The organism is Spirosoma sp. SC4-14, from assembly GCF_037201965.1.
Classification (GTDB): Bacteria; Bacteroidota; Bacteroidia; order Cytophagales; family Spirosomataceae; genus Spirosoma.
This window is the reverse complement of sequence record NZ_CP147518.1, coordinates 4,361,694-4,383,321: the sequence shown is the minus strand read 5'-3', so window position 1 is coordinate 4,383,321 and position 21,628 is coordinate 4,361,694. Positions and strand designations below refer to the sequence as shown.

Sequence of the window (21,628 nt, the reverse complement as noted above, 5' to 3'; positions counted from 1 at the left end):
GAGAAGCCATATACTGTTTAAAAGTAAGCTGCCTCATATCCAGATATTAAGCAAGGCGGGGCTGTGTAGGTTTCGATTGCTAGAGAATGTGTTTTTTGTTCGGCCAGATCGGGAATTTTTTCGGCTGTTGAACCAGACAGTGGTAGCCGTCGGTAAATAAGTCGTGTTAACTAAGAATCTGTTTTACCATTTGAACCGCTGTGAAATAAATTTGGCCAACTGATTACCCCCTATTTTTTGTTCGCAGCTTAGTGAACAGAAAAAGGGTAGTAATTTGATGAAAAGTTTATTAATTACTAAGTTTAGTGTATAATCTGGTATTCTGTTAAATACGCTCAACACAAGAAGAATCGTTCGTTTCGCTTATCATGAAAACCAATACCTGGCTTCTGCTCTGTTACCTCTACATAGTGTCGGCCTGTTTGTTCCCCGTTTTTGCTCAGCGTAGCCTGATCGATAGTCTGAAGAATTCGCTCCGTAATAAACAACCCGATACAACTCGCGCCAATACTTACTACGATATTGCCAATGCGTTTTACAAGCAGAACCGTCTCGATTCGGTTGATTATTATCTGAGGTTTACGAAACAGATTTGCCTGCAAAAAAACTATGTTGCCGGACTAGGCGATATAAACCGGCTTCGGGGAGCTATTGCCATGCGGTTGGGAAAATTTGAGGAAGCACTGGCCTTTGACCAGGCATCGATTCGGTATTATACAAAAGCCGGAAAAATGAAATCGGTAGCCCATGTCTATAATAACATGGGCTGGCTCTATAAAATGATGGGCGAAAGCCAGCATGTTCTGGCCCATACCCGGCAGGGGCTGGTGAGTATTCAGCAATCGATTGCCATCAATCAGCAGTTTGGTTTCAGGCAATCGTTGCCCGACAACTATATTAATCTGGGCATTATTTATGAAGACCTGGGCGAATATAAACAGGGGAGAGACTGTTTTTTTAAAGCCCTGGCTATCAACGAAGAACTACATGCCGACCCCGATGAGAACCGGATTCTTTATAATAATCTGGGAAAGAACTACAACGTAGAATCGCAGTATGAAAAAGCGATCGATTACCTGAATAAGTCGCTGGCCATCAATTTGAAACTGAAGCGGCATAGCAGTCTGGCTCATAACTATCGGAATTTGTCCTACGCTTATCTGGGAATGAAACAACCCGAAAAAGCACTGCTTTTTGCCGAAAAAGCGCTTGATCAGGTTAAACAAAGCGGAGAGGCTCCCCTGTCGGTTTCGGTATATGCAATGCTTGCCAAAGCCTATGCGGCTACGGGGCGCTACGAGAATGCCTACCAAACGGTTCTGGCATCGAAACAGATTGAAGATTCGTTGATGAATCTGGAAAAAACACAGGCCATTGCCCGATTGCAGGGGCAGTATCAGTTGCAGCAGGCACACGACCTGGCAAAAATTAAAGCCGGTCTGGAATTAGCCAAAGCCTCGGATGTTGCTCGAATAGAAGCTGACAAGAGTAAGCAGATGGCTACACTGCATGCTCAGATAAAAGCCGATGGGGAAATCGAAAAAGCGCGGGTTATTGCCGATGTCGAAGCAAAGTATAAAACCCAGAAACGGCTTCAGCAAATTGCTGCATTGGACGAGCAGAATCAGCAGCGATCGCGCCAGATAAAACAAATGACAGGTGGTTTGGGTATATTGCTGGTTCTGCTGAGCATCCTGTTCGGGCAATATTACATCATTCGTGGTGCCAACCGCCGGTTGTCGACCCAGAACGAAATCATTACCCGAACCAGCAAGGAATTAGCCAGCCAGTCGAATCAGCTACGCACGCTGATGAAAGAGCTGCACCATCGGGTTAAGAATAATCTGGCCATAGTATCGAGTCTGCTCAATTTACAGGTAAACAGTCTGCACGACGAAAAAGCCATTCAGGCCGTTCGGATTGGGCAGCAGCGGGTTGAGGCCATGTCATTGATTCATCAACAGTTGTATCGGACCGATCAGCTTACGGTGATCAATATGGACGAGTACCTGACCAGTCTGGCACAAAGCCTGATGCGGGCCTACGGCTACCAGTCCGACACATTTAGGCTCCAACTGGATATTGAGAAACAGGAGCTGGATGTCGATATTGCGATACCGATCGGATTGATTGTTAATGAGTTGATTACGAATGCTTTCAAATACGCCTATCTCGACCAGCAAGACCCGCTCTTACGGATTGCCCTGCATGGCGATAAGGCGCCGTCGCCATCGGGTATTGTGCTGGAAGTAGAAGATAACGGTCCCGGTATGGAAGTAGGTGACTGGCAAAAAGTTGACAATCGGACCTCGTTTGGCAAACGACTGATTATTTTGCTGAGTCAGCAACTCGACGGGCACTTCGATTTGCGTACGGAGCATGGTACTCTGTTTCGCTTACACATTCCCACCAGTCGGTTAGCTGCGTAACGAGTCTACAGATAGCCTTTCCGGGCTTCGTCCAGGTCGGTTTCTGTCAGAATACCCATTTGGCCCAGTGTGGTCAGGTTTTCAACCGTGTGGATTCGCTCGGGATCGTTGGGTTGAGTCGTTTCTGTTTCTCCATATACAACCTGATCAATGGCCTCCCGTAATTGAGTAACATTCTCGAGAGCAAATACTTCATTAGTGTGAGCTGTTCGTTCCGTTTGTTCCTGGCTGACTGAAGGAACTGTTTTCTTATGTTTCGCCATGAGATGAAATAGCTTAGTTTGTCAGTAACTCATAAACGAACCGGCCGAACGTCATTCCTATAAAGTCCGGTTTCGCCATCAGTTACCATGCATGTAGTTCTATAAACTGATAATAGCCAATTCGGTTGTGACAGTAGGTCTAAATGGTATCTATTCCAGAAGTAGAAAAAGCCCGTATACTGGCTCTCTTAAGCTGATACAGCAGGCTATTGGTGGCTAAAACGGTCAGCTTGTGGAAGTAAATCACTACAGATCGAGCGTTAGCTGGCCGTTGGAGGCAGTAGTTTTCTCCTGAAGGCTCGACAGAGAAACGCCCAGCAACCGAATTCCCTGCGAGAGTGGTAAGATCAATTCGAGCAGTTCGATCACTATGCGTTCCAGCGTTGTTTTGTCTGGTAACCCGCTCACCAGGCTTTTGCTGCGGGTAATCTGGGTAAAATCGGTGTACTTAACTTTTAGCGTAATGGTTCGACCCCGTATGCCACTCCGCTCGCAGTAAGCCCACACACTATCGATCAGTGGATGAAGGGCATTGATCAGATCGGGCAAATGAAGCAGATCCTGCTCAAAGGTAGTTTCGGAACCAACCGATTTACGAATACGATTTGGCGTTACAGGCCGATTGTCGATAGCGCGGGCAATGGAGTAATAATGATGGCCAACTTTGCCAAAATGATGGATTAAAAAAGCTTCGGTTTGTCGACGCAGATCCAGGCCCGTAAAAATGCCGAGTTGATTCATTCGTTCGGCCGTAACTCGGCCAATGCCGTGAAACTGGCCAACCTCCAGGCTTTCGACAAAAGCTGGGCCCTGATGCGGTTTTATGACATACAAGCCATCGGGTTTTCGATAGTCGGAAGCCAGTTTGGCCAGAAACTTATTGTACGATACGCCAGCCGAGGCCGTAAGATGGGTTTGCTGTTTAATTTCGGCTTTAATGGCCTGCGCCGTATGCGTGGCCGATGGGCTGTCGGTAAGATTGGCCGTGACGTCGAGGTAAGCTTCATCGAGCGATAGGGGTTCGATGAGGGGTGTATAATGGGAAAAAATAGTGCGGATCTGGCTCGAAACGGCTTTGTAGACCTCGAAGCGGGGTTTAACAAAAATCAGGTCAGGGCATTTGCGAATGGCTATTGACGAGGCCATTGCTGAGCGTACGCCAAACTGTCGTGCTTCATAACTGGCAGCCGCCACCACACCCCGCTGTCGGGAGCCGCCAACGGCAACGGGTTTTCCCTGTAGTTGCGGATTGTCGCGCTGTTCGACTGATGCGTAAAAGGCATCCATGTCGATGTGAATAATTTTACGTTGTTCAGACTGCTCCATGATCTAACGTGCAGTGGCGAATTTACGACTATTTGCTGCTCCGAAAAAACGGTTTGTAAGGGCAGCGACTGGAGCTACGGAAGACTAAAAACGATGCCTTTGCCAATGGTACGAATACACTGATTTTACGTACTATACTAGATTGAATTGAGTCGTGAAGCGGACTTCTGTTACTGCCAATGGTACGGATTTACTGGAGGACAGTTAACGACTCGATTTGAATAGTAGGTTAAGACAATATTGTTTGCGGAAAAGCCCGGTCGTTTTACGGCCGGGCTTTTTATTCGGACATTTCTCCCGGTCGAAAGGCAGTAGTGACGTTTCGTGGTCAGAGTGATCAGATAAAAAATCTCCACCAGCAAAGCCAGCGGAGATTCAACCTACATCTTGTATTGACAATTCAAAGCGTTAGTACGGTGGTCGTTAATCCGAGATTTTCTTAGTTGTGGTAAGGCAGCCTGGCATTGCGGCTATCTTAGAAAATGATATAGATCAGGCCAGCTAACCAAAGTGCCGATAAAGTCATTATCGACAGCCAGGTAATAGCACTGGTTGGGTCAATAGGTTTTGATCGTGCGGTCATGAAGGAGGCTGGTAACTAATTAATGCAAAGTAAATAAAAAGCTATTGAACTGCTATTATTACTTAAGTAATTATAGCAAAAATTTAATCAGATTTTAAGATTATTTGGGCCCGTATTTTGATATTATGAGTTTGATAGTTAGGTAGTTAATGTTTTTTTATGTGCGGAATGTACTTAAGCGCTCTGTTTGCATCAGGGAGTGCTTTAGGTAGTTGTGGGAAGTTGCTAAGCCTTTTATTGGCAATTGACGAACCTATATGCTATACGCTTACAGGATTTCAGGTCTATTTGAAGGATGGCAGTTGGGAATCGGGCCATAATTTCTGTAAAGCATCATTACAGTTTTGCCAGATAAGTAGCCATCTGTGCCTGAATTTTCTGATCTGGAAATTGCCCGAATCCGGCTCCCATATTATCGAGCAGGTGTGCCGGGTTGGAGGTGCCCGGAATTACACAGGTTACGGCCGGGTTCGCCAGAATAAACTTCAGAAAAAACTGTGCCCAGCTTTCAATACCGTATTCTGCCGCCCAGGCTGGTAGCTCACGCCCTTTCACTGCCCGAAAGAGCGAACCCGTTTCAAACGGCTCATTGATAAGAACAGCGACCCCTTTTTCGTGAGCGGCTGGCAACAGACTCTGTTCCGCATTTCGAACCCGAATGGAATAGTTCACCTGCACAAAGTCGATTGGTTCCGTTTTGACGATGCGTTCGAGCTGATCGTGTGCTGAGGCCGTGTAGTGCGTTACCCCAATGTAACGAACCTTTCCTGCCTGTTTCCAGTCTTTGAGGGTTTTGAGGTGAGTTTGCCAGTCCAGAAGATTATGTATCTGCAGTAAATCCAGCGTTTTTCGGCGCATCTTCCGAAGCGAATCCTCCATCTGATCGATGCCTGCCTGTTTGCCGGTGGTCCATACTTTAGTGGCCAGAAAAAACGAACTATTTAACCGTAAATCGGTGGTTAAGTCGCCAATAACCTGCTCGGCCCGACCATACATAGGTGAGGCATCGATCAGTTTTCCTCCTTTCTGGTGCATCCGCGTAAGCACCTGCCTGAGCGGTTCCCGATCAGACGCTGATGAGCCAACATCAAACTGTTGCCACGAACCCAGGCCAACAACAGGAAGCGGTTCGTTTGTGGAGGGTATTGGTCGATACATCATAGACTGATTAACTGTTCCCAACAGGTCGAATGGGTTTATTAAACAACCGCTGCCAAGAGCCATTGTCTGCCTAAGCATGGTTCGCCTGGAAACCCAATTCATCATGAGGCTAATTCAGGAGTTGTAGTAGTGGGTTGCTGCCTGGCAGTTTGGCTGATTTGATCACAAGGTCGTGGACGGTTCGTCTTTGCGGGAATACAAACGAAGCCGGGTGTTTACTCTCGGTGCCCTGCTCAATGCAGGCTTTCTGTAGGGTAGCTACTGCCCGTAACATCAGAACCGGTATCCGGCATAGGCCCGGATGTGCTTTTAGCTCTTTCAGAACGGCCAGACTTTCAACACAAGAGTCAATTAAAATCATTAATGGGGGAGCACCACTTGTTAAGTCAGCTAACAAACCTGAATCAATTTGTCGAATTTTCAGTGTTAACTGCGAATAAATCTGCTGTAGTGTCGGACCGAGTTGGGCGTTTAGTTGCTCAATATCCTGGGTCAACACCAGAACCGTTGCCATGGTAATTTCTTAGTTTGTAAATGTGATATAATCTTTATGCTCCATTGTTTTTAGAGGCAACGTCAATCAGGAATGGTGGGTTAAGAAAAATAAGGAATAGTGAGGCAACGGCCCCCGGAGCAACCGTACCATTTAAGTCGTTAAACGGCACCAAACGAAGAGTGCGTACGACTTGATTGTTTCGGTCGTACGCACTCTTCGTTTGGTGTCGGGCAATGCAAACACGGTCTTACTGCCGTTTATTGAATCGCCTAATCGGTTGCCCGGTTAGGGGTTGAGGGAATGCCCGTCTGGTAAAGCTGATTAAATAAAAGTTTGAACGTTCCATGTGCCTGACCACGAAACGTAATTTCGGGCCCAAAACAGTAAAGTTTGCCCGAGCCAATGGGGGCCATGAAGGCTGCAACGCCATTCTGTAGGTACGATTGTCCCCATGCCCAGCCGCTGCGTAGCGGTGAATCAGTAGCAAACCACGCCAGCGGAGTAACTACGCCTTTGGCAATGGCTTGGGGCGAAATGGTAAAGACCGGACTATGTTCAAAATAAACGTCCGTTAGTGTAGGCATACCCCAGGTTGCCTTTTGAGTTGAGTCGAGCGAAACCCGTAAAACGCTACCCGGAACATAAAACTTTTCGTTCGGTAACGGCCTCGGCTGTCCCGTGCCGGTCATTTCGACGAGCGCATTTTTTACGGGCAGGTTGAAGTGATACGCCAGGTTCGTACTCGTTCCGATAGTGACAATAGAGCCGCCAGCTTCCAAAAATGCTTTCAACTGAGGAATCGATTTTTCGGGTGTGATTCTACCGAGCCAGGAACGGAACTCAGACGGAATTTCATCGGGTTTGGGTTCCCGTCGGAACGATGCTTCGGAGGCTCTGCCTACGGGCGGAATTGCCTGTGTAACAAATACAATAACGTCATATTTTTTACGGAGATTACCCGCGTCAATGTCCTGAGCATAAATGAGTTTCATTGGGAAATGGTATTGCTCCATCAACCACCGGACCCAGCCCGATGGCATCGAGCCGCCGTAAGTATCCCAGATAGCTATTCGTTGCGGGCTTACTTTATGCAAAGGCCCGGCGGGCCGTTTTGACGATCCGGCTATTTCCAGCCCCAGGTCGGTGGCCAATTTACTCAGTGCGGTTTTCGCTTTGGCTGATGCTGGAACAAAGAACGTTCCGGCAGGCAGTTGCCCGGCTGTTCCTTCTGGAAGCCGAAAGACATCAATGCCTGCTGCCAGCAGATTGTTAACTGCAATGAACGAATTGTTGGCTTTCGCATTTAGCAAATAACCAGCCGTTGGCATACCAGTTATATGCCCTTCGGGTGCCAGCAGTTTGCCATAGGGTAGTTTTTGAAACGGCCCGTCGAATCCGTCGAGAATCCGGTCGAACTGAACATTCATCAGGTAGGCAGGCGTCCAGCCCGCCACGTCATATGGTCGAACGGGCGGCCCACCCGGATACTGAAAATCGTTGGGATAGTCCTGAGGCTGGAACATATCCAGAATGTGGGGCCGAAAAGCCTGATCGGTTTTAACCACATACGAACCTGCCGGATAGTTTTTACCCGCAACGGTAAAGTTGCTGGTTGCCTGCTGGATCTGAATTCCGGCTTTGATCAGCGCATTCAGGAATTTGACGGCCGTGGCCAAATCGGGTTGACTGGCCGGAATGATAAACCCGCGCGGATCGCGCAGAGCCGGGGCTTTCAGAATGGAATCATAGTATTTCATGGGCACACCTCCGCCGTTGGGCAGAGAACCATACAGGTCGAGTGTGCTACCAGTTGACGATCTTCGACCGGTTTTCTTCTGATCGTCCTGGTAGGCCTGCGTGATGGCATCAATCCGCTTCGGATACAATGTCCAGTTGTCGTGGCTACCGCGCTCGATGGAGTTTTTGCCCATGCGGTAAATGGTGTATAAGACCAGGTCGCGCTGGCGGGCAGCGTAGTTAAGAACAGCGTAATTGAGCGACACCGAATAATCGATCGATTGTTTAAAATGCCACTGCTGCGGGGTGATCGGGAAGGGTGTGTTGCCGTTCGGAATCAATCGGTCGGGAACTAGTGGAATGCTCTCGGGAGTTGGGTTGCCCACAATTTCGGTGAGCAGACCAATCATATTATGAAACAGGTTGATGGAGCGCAAACCACCGTTGAACCAGTTGGAATAGGGGGTGCCGGTCAGGCGCGTATAGCCCGGTTTATTTTCGGAATTAAGCCGGTTGATCATCGCCGAACCCAGGGCATCCATGCCCGTTACAATGGATGGGTCCAGCACAAAATTGAACGGGTCGCGCAGGGGAGGTCCCGCCAGCACAGTGCCTGCCGGGCCACGCTGATGGTGATTATAGATGATTTGGGGGAACCATTCCAGAAACAACTGCCGGCCCATATTCTGGGTTTCCTGCATGTTAAGCATGAAAAAATCGCGATTGTTGTCGTGACCAATGTATTTCTGATAGAGACGGGGTAGGTAGTCCTGTGTACGTTTTTCGGCAACCGGTTCGCGCATGTACCAGTTGCCTACCAGTTCGTGTCCGTCGGGGTTAGCGTGCGTAAGCAGCACAATCACATTATCCAGAATCCGGCGTGTTTCGGGGTCGTTACGGCTGACCAGTTGCCAGGCTGTTTCGATCAGTTGCATGGTTCCAACGGTTTCGGTCGAATGCAGCCCGCCATCAATCCAGACAACGGCTTTTCCTTCGCTGGCCAATGCATGCGCCTGTTCGTCATTGAGACTTTCGGCTCGGGCTAGCTTTTGGGCTATTTCCTTGTAGTGGGCCAGCTTTTTCTGGTTTTCGGGTGAGCTGACAATTAGCATATACTGATGCCGTCCTTCGGCCGTTAAGCCAATATCGACTAGCTGCGTTCGGTCCGAAGCCGCCAGTTTCTTAAAATAGGCTTCGGTTTGGGTATAGTTCGATAGCTGATAATCGTCGCCTATCGAGAAGCCAAAGTGTTCTTTCGGGGAGGGAATGGTTTGTGAGTGCCCAGCAACAGCATGAATAAGCAGGGGAACAACAAGCAAAAGGAGTAGTCTGATCATGAAGCAGTTCTTTTTCGGTAAGAAGTGCTCTAAAATATATATTTATTTGTCAATATTAATTTTTAGCCATATAAACTATTGGGTTATGCTGATTGATAGGAATAATGTAATTTTCAATAGCCTTTGAGCTATAACTAGAGAGCCGTCAATTAAAGCGGTATGTTACGACTACTTTAATAGCCTGTCATAACCAATTGGGGCAGTGCTGCCAGGTAAGATGGCATCGGTGTAGCATATAGTTGAGTATATTCTCAAAAAAACTCCGAAAGCGCAACATCTCAGACTAAAGATGCCACGTCTTCGGAGTTTAAAAAAAGAATTAAGACTCTTCTTCTGCTACTTACTACGGTAGCGTCCCAATAGAATAGAAAATGAAATCGGCTACTACACAGGATTTTAGCAAAATGATTGGTATGCCCTACTCAGTGCGTAGGCTCTTTACGGGGTCGAGCAGCGCGGCCCGAATGCTTTGGACACTTACGGTTAACAGAGTAACAACAAGGGCGCCAAGACCAGTTACGCCAAAAATCCACCACGACAGATCGGTTCGGTATTCATAGTTTGCCAGCCAACTGTCGAGGGCGTAGTAGGCAATCGGTATAGCAATCACAAAGGCGATGCTAACCAGTATCACAAAATCGCGGGATAGGAGCCCCCACAGATTCAGGACAGAAGCCCCGAGCACTTTCCGAACCCCAATTTCTTTGGTACGCTGTTCAGCTACAAAAGAGGCCAAACCCGATAAACCCAGGCAGGAGATAAAGATTGCCAGCAGAGAGAAGAAAGTTGCCAGTTTCCCAATTCGTTCTTCGGTCGAAAATTTGGCCGCAAACTCTTCATTGGCAAATTTGTAATCGAATGGTGCCGATGGAACAATGCGTTTAAATACCGATTCAACCGTGGCTACTGATTCGCTCGCGCTGCGATTGGGATTCAGTTTGAGGTCAATCCAGTTCACATTTTCATAATCCATAAAATACGCAGCCTGTTTTATCGGTTCGTAGGGCGATTCCATCAGCATATCGTCGATAACACCGATCACCTTATATGATTTCCCGGTCTTGTCGTCGCCCCACCGAACAACTGTTCCGATTGGGTTTTTGATATTCATGAACTTAACAGCGGCTTTGTTCAGGATGATGGCCGACGAGTCGGTAGTGAACGTTCTGGAAAAATCGCGTCCTTCTTTAAACTGCCAGCCAACCGTTTTACCAAAATCGTGGGTAACCCATACCGTTGCAAAGTCGGCATCCAGATCGGGATCTTTGCCCGGCCAGGTGAAGCCCCCACTGTTCGACCAGATTTGCGTTAACGGGCTCGATGATTCGGCCATTTCGACGATGGCTCCCGAATTTTTCAGTTCAGTTCGGAGGATGTCGAATTTGCCGTAGAAATCGGGCGATTTCATCTGAATCATCATCAATCCGTCGCGACTATAGCCAATGGGCCGATTTTTGGCGTACTGAATCTGACGATACACAACGATGGTTCCAATGATGAGCGTAACTGAAACCGTAAACTGCAACACTACCAGCACCTGACGAGGAATCGATGCAAAGCGCCCCGCTCTGAACGTGCCTTTCAGTACTTTAATAGCCTCGAAGGATGAAAGATACAGGGCCGGATAGCTCCCGGCAATCAGCCCGGTCAGTACACTAAAGCCAAGGCCAAGAACCCAGAAAGCAGGTGTCGACCATAAGATCGTCATGTGTTTGCTGGCTACCTCATTAAACCACGGCAGACTCAGTTGCACCAGCAATAGGGCCAGCGAAAAAGCAATGATAACAACTACCAGAGACTCGCAAAGAAACTGGCTGATCAATTGTCCGCGGATGGAGCCGACGGCTTTGCGAATGCCTACTTCCTTGGCTCGTTTTTCGGAACGGGCCGTAGACAGATTCATGAAATTGATGCAGGCCAGCAATAGGACAAATATCCCCACGATACCAAACAGCCAAACGTAGTCGATCATGCCACCGGTTTGAATGCCGTTTTCCCAATGCGACCGTAAGTGCCAGTCGGGCATTGGATGCAGAAAAATTTGCGCATTGTATTTTTTGTCTTCTTCCGGCACATTATTCTGCTTGGCATTTAAAATATGCTTGTCGACCGTAGCGAAGTCGGTGTTGTCGGCAATCTGGGCAAATAGCTGAAACGAATTATTTCCCCACTGATTGGTATCTCTGGCTCGTTTGATCCAATCTTCCGATGAAACATATAAAGACCAGGGAGCAATGAACAGCAACTCTTTAAACTGGCTATTGAACGGAAGATCTTCATAGACGCCCGCCACTTTCACATCCAGCTTATTGTCGATTTTTAGTAATTTATTTAGTGGGTCGGCGTCGCCAAAAAGTGCTTTGGCCGTCGATTCTGAAAGCAGAATCGAATTTTGATCCTGCAAACCGTTAGTAGTACCCTTTTGCATGTTCAGCGAAAACAGTTTCGGAGCGTCGACATCCATGAATGCACCTGATTTCGAGAATTTTTTATCGCCAAAGGTTAGGATATGAGCCCCTTGCCAGGACGACATGGCCAGGTATTTGAAATTGGAGCCATACTTGGTTTTTAGTTCGTTGCCCAGCGGAAACGGAATGGCGCGTTGGGTTCCAATTTGCCCGTTGGAGGTCTGATGCTGCATCACCTGCGCAATCCGGCCGTAGTTCTGGTGATAGGTATCGAACGCTAGTTCGTCGTAAATCCATAAGCCAATCAGCATGGCTACCGCCATACCAATGGCGAGTCCGCCAATGTTGATGGAGGAGTAAACTTTGTTATTAACCAGATTTCGGAAAGCGATTTTTACATAATTGCGTAGCATGGTAGGACTCAGAAAAAAAGGTTGTTTAAAATCTGTTGACCGGGCATTGGCTGAAATAAAAGAACCGGACGTTTCCCGACGCCATAGTCTGGGATGTAGCAGCAGCGTAAAATCGATCAGGTAGAAAAAGCAGGCTCGACGGTACCCATGGCGCTGGCTCCGTTTATAAAACAGTTCGGCCAGATCGCCCTGAATTTCTTCGCGCAGATGCGGAGCCGTAATTCGCTGAGTCAGGTAGTTGGCCCAACGGGGCGGCTGTTGTTTGGAAGATGCAGGTGGAGTATTGCTTATGTTGGCCGACCCAATGCGTTGCGGAGATGTATGATGCTGATTCATGCCAGTCCTCCTTTAAAGGCACCCGAGGGTATGCCGGCCCATAGTTCATTACGAATTCGGCGGGCTTCTTTTACGGCCTGTTCGCCATCGGTCGTTAGCGTAAACAGACGTTTCCGTCGACCGCCCCGCTCGGCAGTTGCCTCTCCAAATCGGGAGAGCACCAGCTTTTTTTCTTCCAGTCGCTGCATCGTGCGGTGAATAGCGCCTAAACTCATCGGACGTTCTAACCGCTGGCTGAGCTCTTCCATGACGGCCACACTGTAGGCGTCGTCGTAAAGAAGCGCAATTGTCAGTAGAACCAGCTCTTCAAATTCGCCTAACTGAGTGCCTTTCATTACCTTTCTATTGGTCGATTGTTCCTGTTAGCGTAGGAAAACGGGTATGCTACTCATTTGTATAGCAAATAGATTGCCAACATCCTGAAACCCCGTTTTGTGCACGTTATAGGTGTTTTTGACCTGACATAAGCGGCTACTTATTGTCCATTTACGGACAGTTTTCGTACGATTCAGGACAGACCAGGTTGGGGAGCCTACAGCCGTTTTTCGATTTATTTTCAGCCCTTATGCAACACAGGACACTTATTTTTACTCCTTATGTCAACAAGCCAGCCAGGATGAGACCGGGTCATCCTTACTCGTCTGTTCGACACATTCAACCAATAGTATAGGTAGTCACACATACCAAAACCAGTCCTCTCCTCATAGTTTATGAAACACATTTTAACCCTGCTTTTGCTGGGCGTATGGATGGCTAGTGCCCTGGCTCAGGCGGTTCATACTGGAAAATTAACCGGTTCGCTCATCGACTCTACCACCAACAAACCGGTTCCCTTTGCAACGGTGGCCTTAATGAACGGACAAAAGCTTATTACGGGCACCACAACCGATGGCGACGGCGCTTTTGTTTTGCCAAATCTTGCCCTTGAAAAATATACACTCGTTATGTCGTTTGTGGGATACCGAACCAAATCAGTGCCGGTGTTGCTATCGGCCGAACGGCCAATACTTCCGCTTGGGGCTATTCGGATTGAAAATGAAGGCAAAACACTCGGCGAAGTAACCGTGGCGGGCCAAAAAGCAATGGTCGAAGACAAGGGCGACAGATTGGTTTATAATGCCGAAAAAGACATTTCCAATGCGGGGGGTACGGCGGCCGACGTGCTTCGTAAAGTGCCTACATTGAGTGTCGATCTGGATGGCAATGTGCAGATGCGGGGCAACAGTAACATCAAAGTGTTGATTAATGGAAAACCATCGGCAATGATGGCCCGTAACCTGGCCGACGCCCTGCGCCAGATGCCCGCCAATGTGATTAAGTCGGTGGAAGTGATAACCAGCCCAGGAGCGAAATATGATGCTGAAGGATCAGCCGGGGTGATCAATATTATTACGAAAAAAGCCCTTCAGGGCATCAATGGAACAGTCAGCGCAACAGCTGGTAACATGAATCGGGGAGTGGGGACAACGCTCAATGTTCGGCAGAAAAAATTTGGTCTGTCGCTTTCGGCCAATGGCTATCAGTTTCGAAACATACGCCGAAATCAATCGAGCCGAACGTCTTTTCTGACCGATTCGGAAGGAAATCGAATACCACAGACCCTCCTGACTCAAAGCAGCAATGCCGACAACACAGGAACAGGTGGCTACGGTGAAATGAGTATCGATTATGATCCGGATTCGACCAGTCATATCAACTTTGCGGCCAATGTCTGGGGAGGCTATTACCCCAATAACAGCGTGGTCTATAACCGGTTGACCAATGCGTCGGGCGAGGAGTTGCAGGCCTATCGAAACGATGTTAGGTTCCGTAATCCTTACGGCAATGGTCAACTGGATCTGGGCTATACGAAAACGTTTCGCAAACCGGGGCAGGAGTTTTCATTTCTGACGCAGTTTAGCCGGATGCCCGACAATTACTTCTACGACACCGATCGGTATGCGTCGTCGGAAGAGCTTATTTACCGGCAGCATAGTACCAACTACAGCCGCAACAAAGAATATACAGCTCAGGCCGATTACACCCATCCGTTCACGATCAGAACAGAAACCGACACCATTGACCTGAAACTGGAAGCCGGGCTCAAAAGCATCCTGCGCGACATTGGTAGTGAATATCGGGTTACGCAATCGCTGGATGGGTCGAGTCCCTTCGTTACGGACTCGACCCAGTCGAACGATTTCAATTATATTCAGAAAGTATATTCGGGCTATACATCGCTGCGGTTCGAATCGAAACGAAAGTGGAGCCTGAATGCCGGGGCCCGTTTTGAACATACCGATATTCATGGCGATTTTGTGACAACAAAAACCAAGCTGGCTAGTCAGTATAGTAACCTGATTCCCAGTGTTACGGTGTCGAAACGCATCGGAATCCATACCATTAAAGCCAGCTACACGCAACGCATCCAACGGCCAATGGTCTGGTATCTGAATCCGTGGCAGAACCAGAGCGATCCGAAAAATATCCAGACGGGTAATCCGTATCTGAATCCTGAGCTCAGCCACGCCACCGAACTAGCCTATAGTGTGAGCACAAAGAATGGCTTGTCGATCAATACGGCGCTGTACTGGCGTCAGACAAATAATGCCATCGAATATTTGTCGACGGTCGACTCGGCCGGAATATCCCTGAGTAAACCGCAGAACATTGCTCAGCGGAAAGCCTACGGACTCAATATGAATCTGAGCAGTCAGCCAGTGAAAAACTGGAACCTCAACGGGGGCGGAGATATTCGATATGTCGATTTGCGGAGTCCGGCACTCCAGCAGGGCAATAGCGGTATTGTGTGGAGCATTAACATGAATACCAGCTACAAATTCCCGAAATACTATACTATTCAGGCCAATGGTAACTATAGTTCGGGCTGGATTAGCCTTCAGGGAACCAATACGGGCTTCTATTGGCATAGTATTTCGCTCAAACGCGACCTAATGAATAAGCAGGCCAGCCTGACATTGGGGATTAATAACCCCTTTATTCAGACTATTTCGCAAACAAATCGCCAAACGGCTCCAACGTTCGACTCTCAGGCGCAGTATTACTTCAACCGCCGGTCGGTGCGCCTATCTTTTGAATGGCGGTTTGGCCAGATGAATGCCAATGGAGGGAAAAAAGGAAAGAAAATCAGTAATGATGATGCTGGAGGCCGGTAGGTTCTACTTAAGAGCAAACGAACAAGACCCTATAAATTAGTAAGCCAGTCTACCGTAACCCGAATGGTAATCTGAATAAAGCGGATGGTTGCCAGCAGGTTAACACCCGGCAGGATAGCAACTCGGAGTGCATTGGGTATGGTTTCTTCTTCGGAATTAGCCAACAACCCGAATGTTAACACAATAAGAAGGGGAACGATATAAAACGAAATAAATAGTGTAGATGCCATACTGCCTCAAAGGTTAGTTTTTCATTACTGACAGTATTAAGACTTACTATATAGAGTAGCGTCATGTTTGGTGCGATGAAATTCAACAATAAGTACAATTATACATTCGATAAAGTCTATAAAACTAGGTTTACCTCTTCTTTTTATCCTGAATAGGCCAGCCTGATGAGGCTATTTTCAATACCTGTTTGATCAACTCAGGTTAAGCCAGCATCTACAAAACAGATTGCAGAACGGACGTATTATTGTTAAAACATTTGTGCCTTAACTGTGGTTTTGGTGCTAGAATTCTCCAGTATTGTACCATCATACACGCACAGCGCCCGATGTAGCTACTACTCGGGCGTTTTTTATGAGAAAGCGGTCCCGGCAAAACTGATCGCAAACACCCAAGGCTAAATATGGTTTTTTAGCATAGGAACCAAGCACATCGTCAGCATCTGTCATTCGGCTAGTAGTCATCGGAGTAACTCAAATGCCTAATGGCCAATGATCGGTGCTGTTTTTGGAAAGTTAGTTCTAACACTAAACCAGTTACGATCATGCCACGAGGAGATAAGTCTGCTTATACTGATAAGCAAAAACGACAGGCTGAACACATTGAGGAGAGTTATGAAGATCGGGGAGTACCGAGCGAAGAAGCGGAACACCGAGCCTGGGCCACGGTAAATAAAACATCTGGCGGTGGCAAAAAAAGTGGTTCGGGACGCGGCCATGCCGAAAACAAAGAACCTGAACTCAAAGGAGGTCATAAAGGCGGAGCCGCTTCGGCAGCGCGTCCGGCGGCCGAGCGGTCGGCTTCGGCCAAAAAAGCGGCTGCTACCCGAAAAGAGCACGCTCATGACAAATGAAAAACCAGTTGATAACAGGTGCCAGTCAGCCCTATCTGACTGGCACCTGTGCTTATTGCTGGAGTGGTTTAAAAACACCGTTTGTGCTGGCCGGAGCCACAGCATCATAACAGGCCGTTTGGGTTCCAATCCGAATTTGGTCGAAATACACCGTTTTCTCGGTATGTGAAGCACTGCCAGTATAGCAATTTATCCCAAATTTCCAGAGGGGCTTACCCGCTCTGTAGCCAAGCCGGATACGCTGCTCATTGACAACCGGAGTACCATCCTGCCAGAGTTGTAGGATGCCGGTTAATGCAGCCGGAGAAAATCGGACATGCACCACATAGTCGACCCATTGATCGAACGTTATTTTCCCCAAATTTCGGGTAACCGACGGGCCTATAGCTGCCTGGTTCGGAGCAACCGGTGTGGTGGGCGAATAGCTATAAATCAATTGTAACTTGCTATTGGGCTGAAGAATCAACAGAATAGGAGGAGTGCCGTAGCTATATCCGCCCTTATAGCCGAAATAGCTCGATGGCCATTGCATCAGCAAAACCGGGTAGGCGTCATTTTTCATCGTTGCGGCAGGAACAAACATACTAAAACCATACCAGGCCTCAGTGGTATCAATATTACTGCTAAAGGTCGAAAGTTCTGCCCGACTGGCGTAGTTGCCCGGTGGGGACAATTTGTTGGGCTGGCTGGTCAGGTGGAATTTCAATGACGTATTTCCCGCCCTACTTTGTTCCGGACTAAATGAAATGTCGGATTTGTTGGTTGCCTGATTCAGAAAGTAAAAAGGAAACTGCGGTTCTTCAAAATCGTCGGCTGTAATAACGGAACTAATGTTGCAGGTCGATATTGCTCTGTATGTTCGGGCGGCCTGCGTTAATGGAATTGGGGTAAGTACGGGTGTACAACTTAACAGGGCACTAATTAATAAACAAAGTAGTAAATAGTTTGTCATACATCCGGTGGGGTTAATTTTTTGTATACTTGTTGTATATACTTAATATTAACTCAGTCGGATTTTATCATTTTATGCCTTTTACTAAATAAATAGTAAGTATTTTTTTTATTTTGTATGTGAAAAATAACTATAATAAACTTAATAGATTTTTAGTTAAGTATATTGATGTTAAGGAAACAAATAATAAAATGGTATAGATGCTTTTAGGTTAGGAGTATGGAGCGCCTTAACCAGAACCTAAAGTAAGGAATCACTAACCAAATTATCCGGATCTCACCTCAAGGCATCCGTAGTCCGGCAAACAGCAGGCTGAACTTCCAGTAAATGCGTGTCAATGGCGCTAAAGGGAAGAAATATACTTAGTAGCTAATCATTCTTTGAACAGGAATTCGTCTGAATAGTTATAGCTACAGGAATGGATATAAAAGTCATTCCGAAGAGAAGTAAGGGGCTACGCCTTATGCTGGATGTATGCCTTCGGTTGAGCTAAAGACTACAATGCTGAAAAACAGGTTGAGCGACTAAGAGGTGGATATGCTGAATTAGATTGAAATGTCGACAGTTTTGAAAGGAAAGTTTAGATCGACCAGATGGAAATACCCCTGTCTTCGTTAATTGAATAAAGCATATTTTTCGAAGTATAGAAGCTTTTTGATTGGCAAGTGGCCCTTTTACAAAATTTCGTGTAGAAATTAATTTGGCAATTTGCCCATAATTACTGAATTCGCTTAGTAGTTTTGTTTTATAGAAACCATTCCGGCACCAGATACCTATGTCACAAGATCAATCTTTTGAGATTTTGCTGGTCGATGATGATCCTGCAGTAGCCGATCTGTTGACACGAATTGGTCAGCAACATTTTGCGGAAGCAACGTTTAGCTGGGTAACATCCCCGCAGGAGTCTATTGACTTTCTGAATCAGCGATCAACAAAATTGCCTCGCCTGATTTTGCTTGATATTGATTTCCATCTGGAAGTAGATGGGCTGAATTTTCTGCCCGATCTATCTAATCGTATTAAAGGGCTGATTCCAATTATTATGCTGACAGTATCTAATACGGAAGATAATGTTCAGAAAGCCTATGCTGCCGGGGCAGCGGCATTTACTCTGAAGCCCGACGGACTCCAGGGCTGGAAAGATTACCTCAAGGCTTTAAAAGCTTATTGGTACGAACTGATTACACTTCCTCCTCCGTCCCTATCGCAGAATTAAACGAAATTAGCCCGGCGAATTCTGTTTCTCAAACCAGGTATTAGGCAACAATACGGTTTCGTACCAGTACATTCTGAGCAGGGTAACAAAGGACTGCCAGCCCTTCAGAGAAAATGGTTTTTGGGTGAAAGAAGCCGCTCCCAGCCGGTAGGCTGCTTTAATGTTAGTTTCAGTACCCGTAGCAGACAAGACCACAACCGGTAAAAAACGACCTTGAGGATGCTGCTGCATAAGAGTTAGAAAATCAAGTCCATTTTTGTCGCCATCGAGATTAATATCCAGTAATGCCAGTTTTGGCCCCAGTCCTTCGATGTTGTAGAGATAGCCAACCGCTTCGTTAAAACTGGTGACATGGATAAAAACGGCCTCTGGAAACCCTTTCTGAGCAACCCGTTTGATCAATTCAACGGTATCCAAATCATCTTCAACTAACAGAATAGGGAACTGACGCGTCATCTCAAATAGATATAGTAGGCTAGTTCTTTCAAAACTACGTCAAATTGGCGCTCAACCAGCTATTTCGAAAAAAATTATTAGTGATTAGTAGTTTTTTATTAGCACAAGTTACCTCCTGCAATCCTCTGACGCCTGATGTATACGTTACGTTGTCCAACCAAACAGTTTCTAATTAAAATTGATCAATCGATTATCGGCTATACTACTTCGTTTAAAGATTAGGAAAGGGCATCATAGAGCGTTAGCTATGTCAAATCCTGATAACAACTAATTAATTTATACGCCGTTTAATAAATTAACGATCTTTCTGTATAAAGTACACTTTGAATAACTGCTTAAAAAATACTATCATTGCTTAAATTAATTATAGATAAGCCAGCAGTTTGTTAAATTTTTTGATAAGTTGAAAAACTTAAAGTATTAAAATAGCTGATTTAGTTTGATTAAATGTCTATATGTCCCTTCCTGCCACTTTAACTACATTTGTCTTGCATGCGTTATGTATGTATAACCATAAGAAGATAAGCTATTTATGGCACAAAATAGTCTAACGGGTAAGCTAAATGATCAGGATGCAGGTGCCGTTTCCTTTGAAACGATTTATAAGCAGTATGTTAGAAAGGTATATCAGAAGTGTCTTTCAATGACGAAAGATTCGACGGCTGCTCAGGACTATACGCAGGACATTTTTCTAAAAGCGTTTGCCAAACTCGATAGCTTTAAAAACCAGGCCAGCTTTTCTACGTGGTTATACTCAATTGCCCATAACTATTGTTTGGATCAGATAAGGTTAACTACCCGTAGTGCAACCGAACGTTTAGAAGAGCAGGAGTATGCGATTGGCCCTGATGATAAACTAGAATCGACAGATTATAAACTTCAACAATTAGAGCGATTACTGGACCAACTGTCGGCCGATGAGGTTATGCTCCTTCGCTTAAAACATGAGCATGGCTTGTCGATAAAACAACTCAGCCAGCGTTATGAACTCTCCGAAAGTGCTATTAAGATGCGCCTGAAACGAAGTCGCGATAAGCTGATCAGTTTATATAGAAACCAGTATGCTGATTAATCCGGGGTCATTCAGTTAAAGAAAGTGCCCATTGAATTCGTTTAGTCTGCTTTTGCAAGTGAAAGGCGTGTAGCTGTAGCTGTTAAATAAAGTCCTGGGGCGATTCCGATTTCAATTCCGGCCCTTCTTCCATTGCCTCCAGCAGTCGACGGAGTTCAATAAGCATGGCCTTCTGAACCTCTTCAAGCAGGTAAATGCCCGACGGAACCGATTGGTCGGTGAGCCGGTGGTCGGACCGGCGTTGTGTCTTCGCGGCTTTTTGCTGGACTTGTAGGGTTTTTTCCAATACCTTATACATAGCCTCGAATGTACTGGCAGATTGGTACCAACCGGCCAATGCACGAGATAAATCAAGTGATGTAGTCGGTTGATTCAAATGCTTGTTTGTACGTTTATCGCTCCTCGTTTGTTTCATCTTTTTCTTATGGTATAGATTAAGTTAATAACATTAGAAATAGCGATAAGTAAAGGTATTGTACTGGGTGATATGTTGACAGACCATATAATTAATTTATAATACTCTTGCTGTGGTGTTACATAATGCCTAAAACTGGGCAAACTTTCTTATTGTGTTCAGAGAATAACCCTATAACGTATTATTTCTCATTAAATGGGGCACAATAAGCGTTGAAGTATTAACTGGATTCGTGCAAAAATTAAGCCATAACTACACTATCCCGATAAATAGTTAGATCTAAAAAGATATATCTACTTAAATCGCTCATTATTAGATAATAACGCACTTTATCGGGAGATGTTTTAAGGATATTTTGCTGATAAACGCCAGCGTATGACTTGATTGAGATTCTATTTTGTCGTCTTATTTGTGGTAATAGATTAATCTTTATGTGACTCTATATTTATTTTTGGTTTTATTTTATTTGTTGGCAACAGAAACGTTTAAACTAGTTGCATCGTTGTGGCTGAGTCTGGCTTTTGGTGTAGTAGTAAAGGGTGGAGTAGGGGAAGTTATATCGGCTTTGCTGATTGAGAGTTAGCCGCTAGGGTCTAATTTAGATTGAAGTAGGCAGATATAAGCACTTACAACGGGTCAGGAACTAATTTTGTACTATGTTTACAGTTCACTCGCTGCCTAGAATTTCATGAATGAATTTATATCAGATAAGTCCAATTGTTCTCTCAATTCACCCAAAACGATCCTGTTTACTTCTCACACCGTTTTGAAGTAAGCCTTGTACTAACTGAT

The 21,628-nt window shown here is 46.2% G+C and carries 16 protein-coding genes; 5 read left to right on the top strand and 11 right to left on the bottom strand.

Going from position 1 to position 21,628, the window contains the following annotated elements; genetic code table 11:
- The first annotated feature begins 368 nt into the window (after positions 1-368).
- Positions 369-2,429, top strand: a complete 2,061-nt coding sequence (locus tag WBJ53_RS17940; protein ID WP_338868598.1) for a tetratricopeptide repeat protein — start codon at positions 369-371, stop codon at positions 2,427-2,429.
- A 5-nt stretch (positions 2,430-2,434) separates the two neighbouring features.
- Here the strand turns inward: WBJ53_RS17940 and WBJ53_RS17935 are convergent, their stop codons facing one another.
- From WBJ53_RS17935 to WBJ53_RS17905, 7 genes are all read right to left on the bottom strand, one after another.
- Positions 2,435-2,692, bottom strand: a complete 258-nt coding sequence (locus WBJ53_RS17935; protein ID WP_338868596.1) for a hypothetical protein — start codon at positions 2,690-2,692, stop codon at positions 2,435-2,437.
- A gap of 246 nt (positions 2,693-2,938) precedes the next feature.
- Positions 2,939-4,018, bottom strand: coding sequence for a DNA polymerase IV (gene dinB, locus WBJ53_RS17930; protein WP_338868594.1), 1,080 nt, complete (start codon positions 4,016-4,018; stop codon positions 2,939-2,941).
- Positions 4,019-4,937: 919 nt separating this feature from the next.
- Positions 4,938-5,762, bottom strand: coding sequence for an aldo/keto reductase (locus WBJ53_RS17925; protein WP_338868592.1), 825 nt, complete (start codon positions 5,760-5,762; stop codon positions 4,938-4,940).
- 109 nt (positions 5,763-5,871) lie between these two features.
- Positions 5,872-6,276: a hypothetical protein gene (locus WBJ53_RS17920; RefSeq protein WP_338868590.1), complete on the bottom strand. Its 405-nt coding sequence runs from the start codon at positions 6,274-6,276 to the stop codon at positions 5,872-5,874.
- A 251-nt stretch (positions 6,277-6,527) separates the two neighbouring features.
- The gene (locus tag WBJ53_RS17915; RefSeq protein ID WP_338868588.1) at positions 6,528-9,332 is read right to left on the bottom strand and encodes a M14 metallopeptidase family protein; all 2,805 of its coding nucleotides are present in this window, start codon (positions 9,330-9,332) and stop codon (positions 6,528-6,530) included.
- 418 nt (positions 9,333-9,750) lie between these two features.
- Positions 9,751-12,489: an ABC transporter permease gene (locus WBJ53_RS17910; protein WP_338868586.1), complete on the bottom strand. Its 2,739-nt coding sequence runs from the start codon at positions 12,487-12,489 to the stop codon at positions 9,751-9,753.
- Positions 12,486-12,824 (bottom strand): helix-turn-helix transcriptional regulator, encoded by a 339-nt coding sequence (locus WBJ53_RS17905; RefSeq protein WP_338868584.1) that lies wholly within the window; start codon positions 12,822-12,824, stop codon positions 12,486-12,488. Before WBJ53_RS17905 ends, WBJ53_RS17910 begins: the two co-directional genes overlap by 4 nt.
- A gap of 375 nt (positions 12,825-13,199) precedes the next feature.
- On the opposite strand from WBJ53_RS17905, the gene WBJ53_RS17900 reads away from it, so the two are divergent.
- A complete protein-coding gene (locus WBJ53_RS17900) occupies positions 13,200-15,644 on the top strand; it encodes an outer membrane beta-barrel family protein (protein ID WP_338868582.1) in 2,445 nt (814 codons plus the stop codon).
- Between the two features lie 29 nt (positions 15,645-15,673).
- On the opposite strand, the gene WBJ53_RS17895 is transcribed toward WBJ53_RS17900, so the two are convergent.
- Positions 15,674-15,874, bottom strand: a complete 201-nt coding sequence (locus WBJ53_RS17895) for a hypothetical protein (RefSeq protein ID WP_338868580.1) — start codon at positions 15,872-15,874, stop codon at positions 15,674-15,676.
- 542 nt (positions 15,875-16,416) lie between these two features.
- Between WBJ53_RS17895 and WBJ53_RS17890 the strand changes: the two genes are divergently transcribed.
- Positions 16,417-16,725, top strand: coding sequence for a plasmid stabilization protein (locus WBJ53_RS17890; protein ID WP_338868578.1), 309 nt, complete (start codon positions 16,417-16,419; stop codon positions 16,723-16,725).
- Between the two features lie 52 nt (positions 16,726-16,777).
- On the opposite strand, the gene WBJ53_RS17885 is transcribed toward WBJ53_RS17890, so the two are convergent.
- The gene (locus WBJ53_RS17885; RefSeq protein WP_338868576.1) at positions 16,778-17,677 is read right to left on the bottom strand and encodes a heparin lyase I family protein; all 900 of its coding nucleotides are present in this window, start codon (positions 17,675-17,677) and stop codon (positions 16,778-16,780) included.
- Positions 17,678-18,452: 775 nt separating this feature from the next.
- On the opposite strand from WBJ53_RS17885, the gene WBJ53_RS17880 reads away from it, so the two are divergent.
- Positions 18,453-18,893 carry a response regulator gene (locus WBJ53_RS17880; RefSeq protein WP_338868574.1) on the top strand — a complete coding sequence of 147 codons (441 nt, stop codon included), beginning with the start codon at positions 18,453-18,455 and terminating at the stop codon, positions 18,891-18,893.
- A 6-nt stretch (positions 18,894-18,899) separates the two neighbouring features.
- Here the strand turns inward: WBJ53_RS17880 and WBJ53_RS17875 are convergent, their stop codons facing one another.
- The gene (locus tag WBJ53_RS17875) at positions 18,900-19,349 is read right to left on the bottom strand and encodes a response regulator (RefSeq protein WP_338868572.1); all 450 of its coding nucleotides are present in this window, start codon (positions 19,347-19,349) and stop codon (positions 18,900-18,902) included.
- 532 nt (positions 19,350-19,881) lie between these two features.
- Here WBJ53_RS17875 and WBJ53_RS17870 point away from each other — a divergent pair.
- Positions 19,882-20,421 (top strand): RNA polymerase sigma factor, encoded by a 540-nt coding sequence (locus WBJ53_RS17870; protein WP_338868570.1) that lies wholly within the window; start codon positions 19,882-19,884, stop codon positions 20,419-20,421.
- An 82-nt stretch (positions 20,422-20,503) separates the two neighbouring features.
- Here WBJ53_RS17870 and WBJ53_RS17865 read toward each other — a convergent pair whose 3' ends face one another.
- Complete coding sequence (locus tag WBJ53_RS17865; protein WP_338868568.1) at positions 20,504-20,836, bottom strand: hypothetical protein; 333 nt, start codon at positions 20,834-20,836, stop codon at positions 20,504-20,506.
- Positions 20,837-21,628 lie beyond the last annotated feature (792 nt).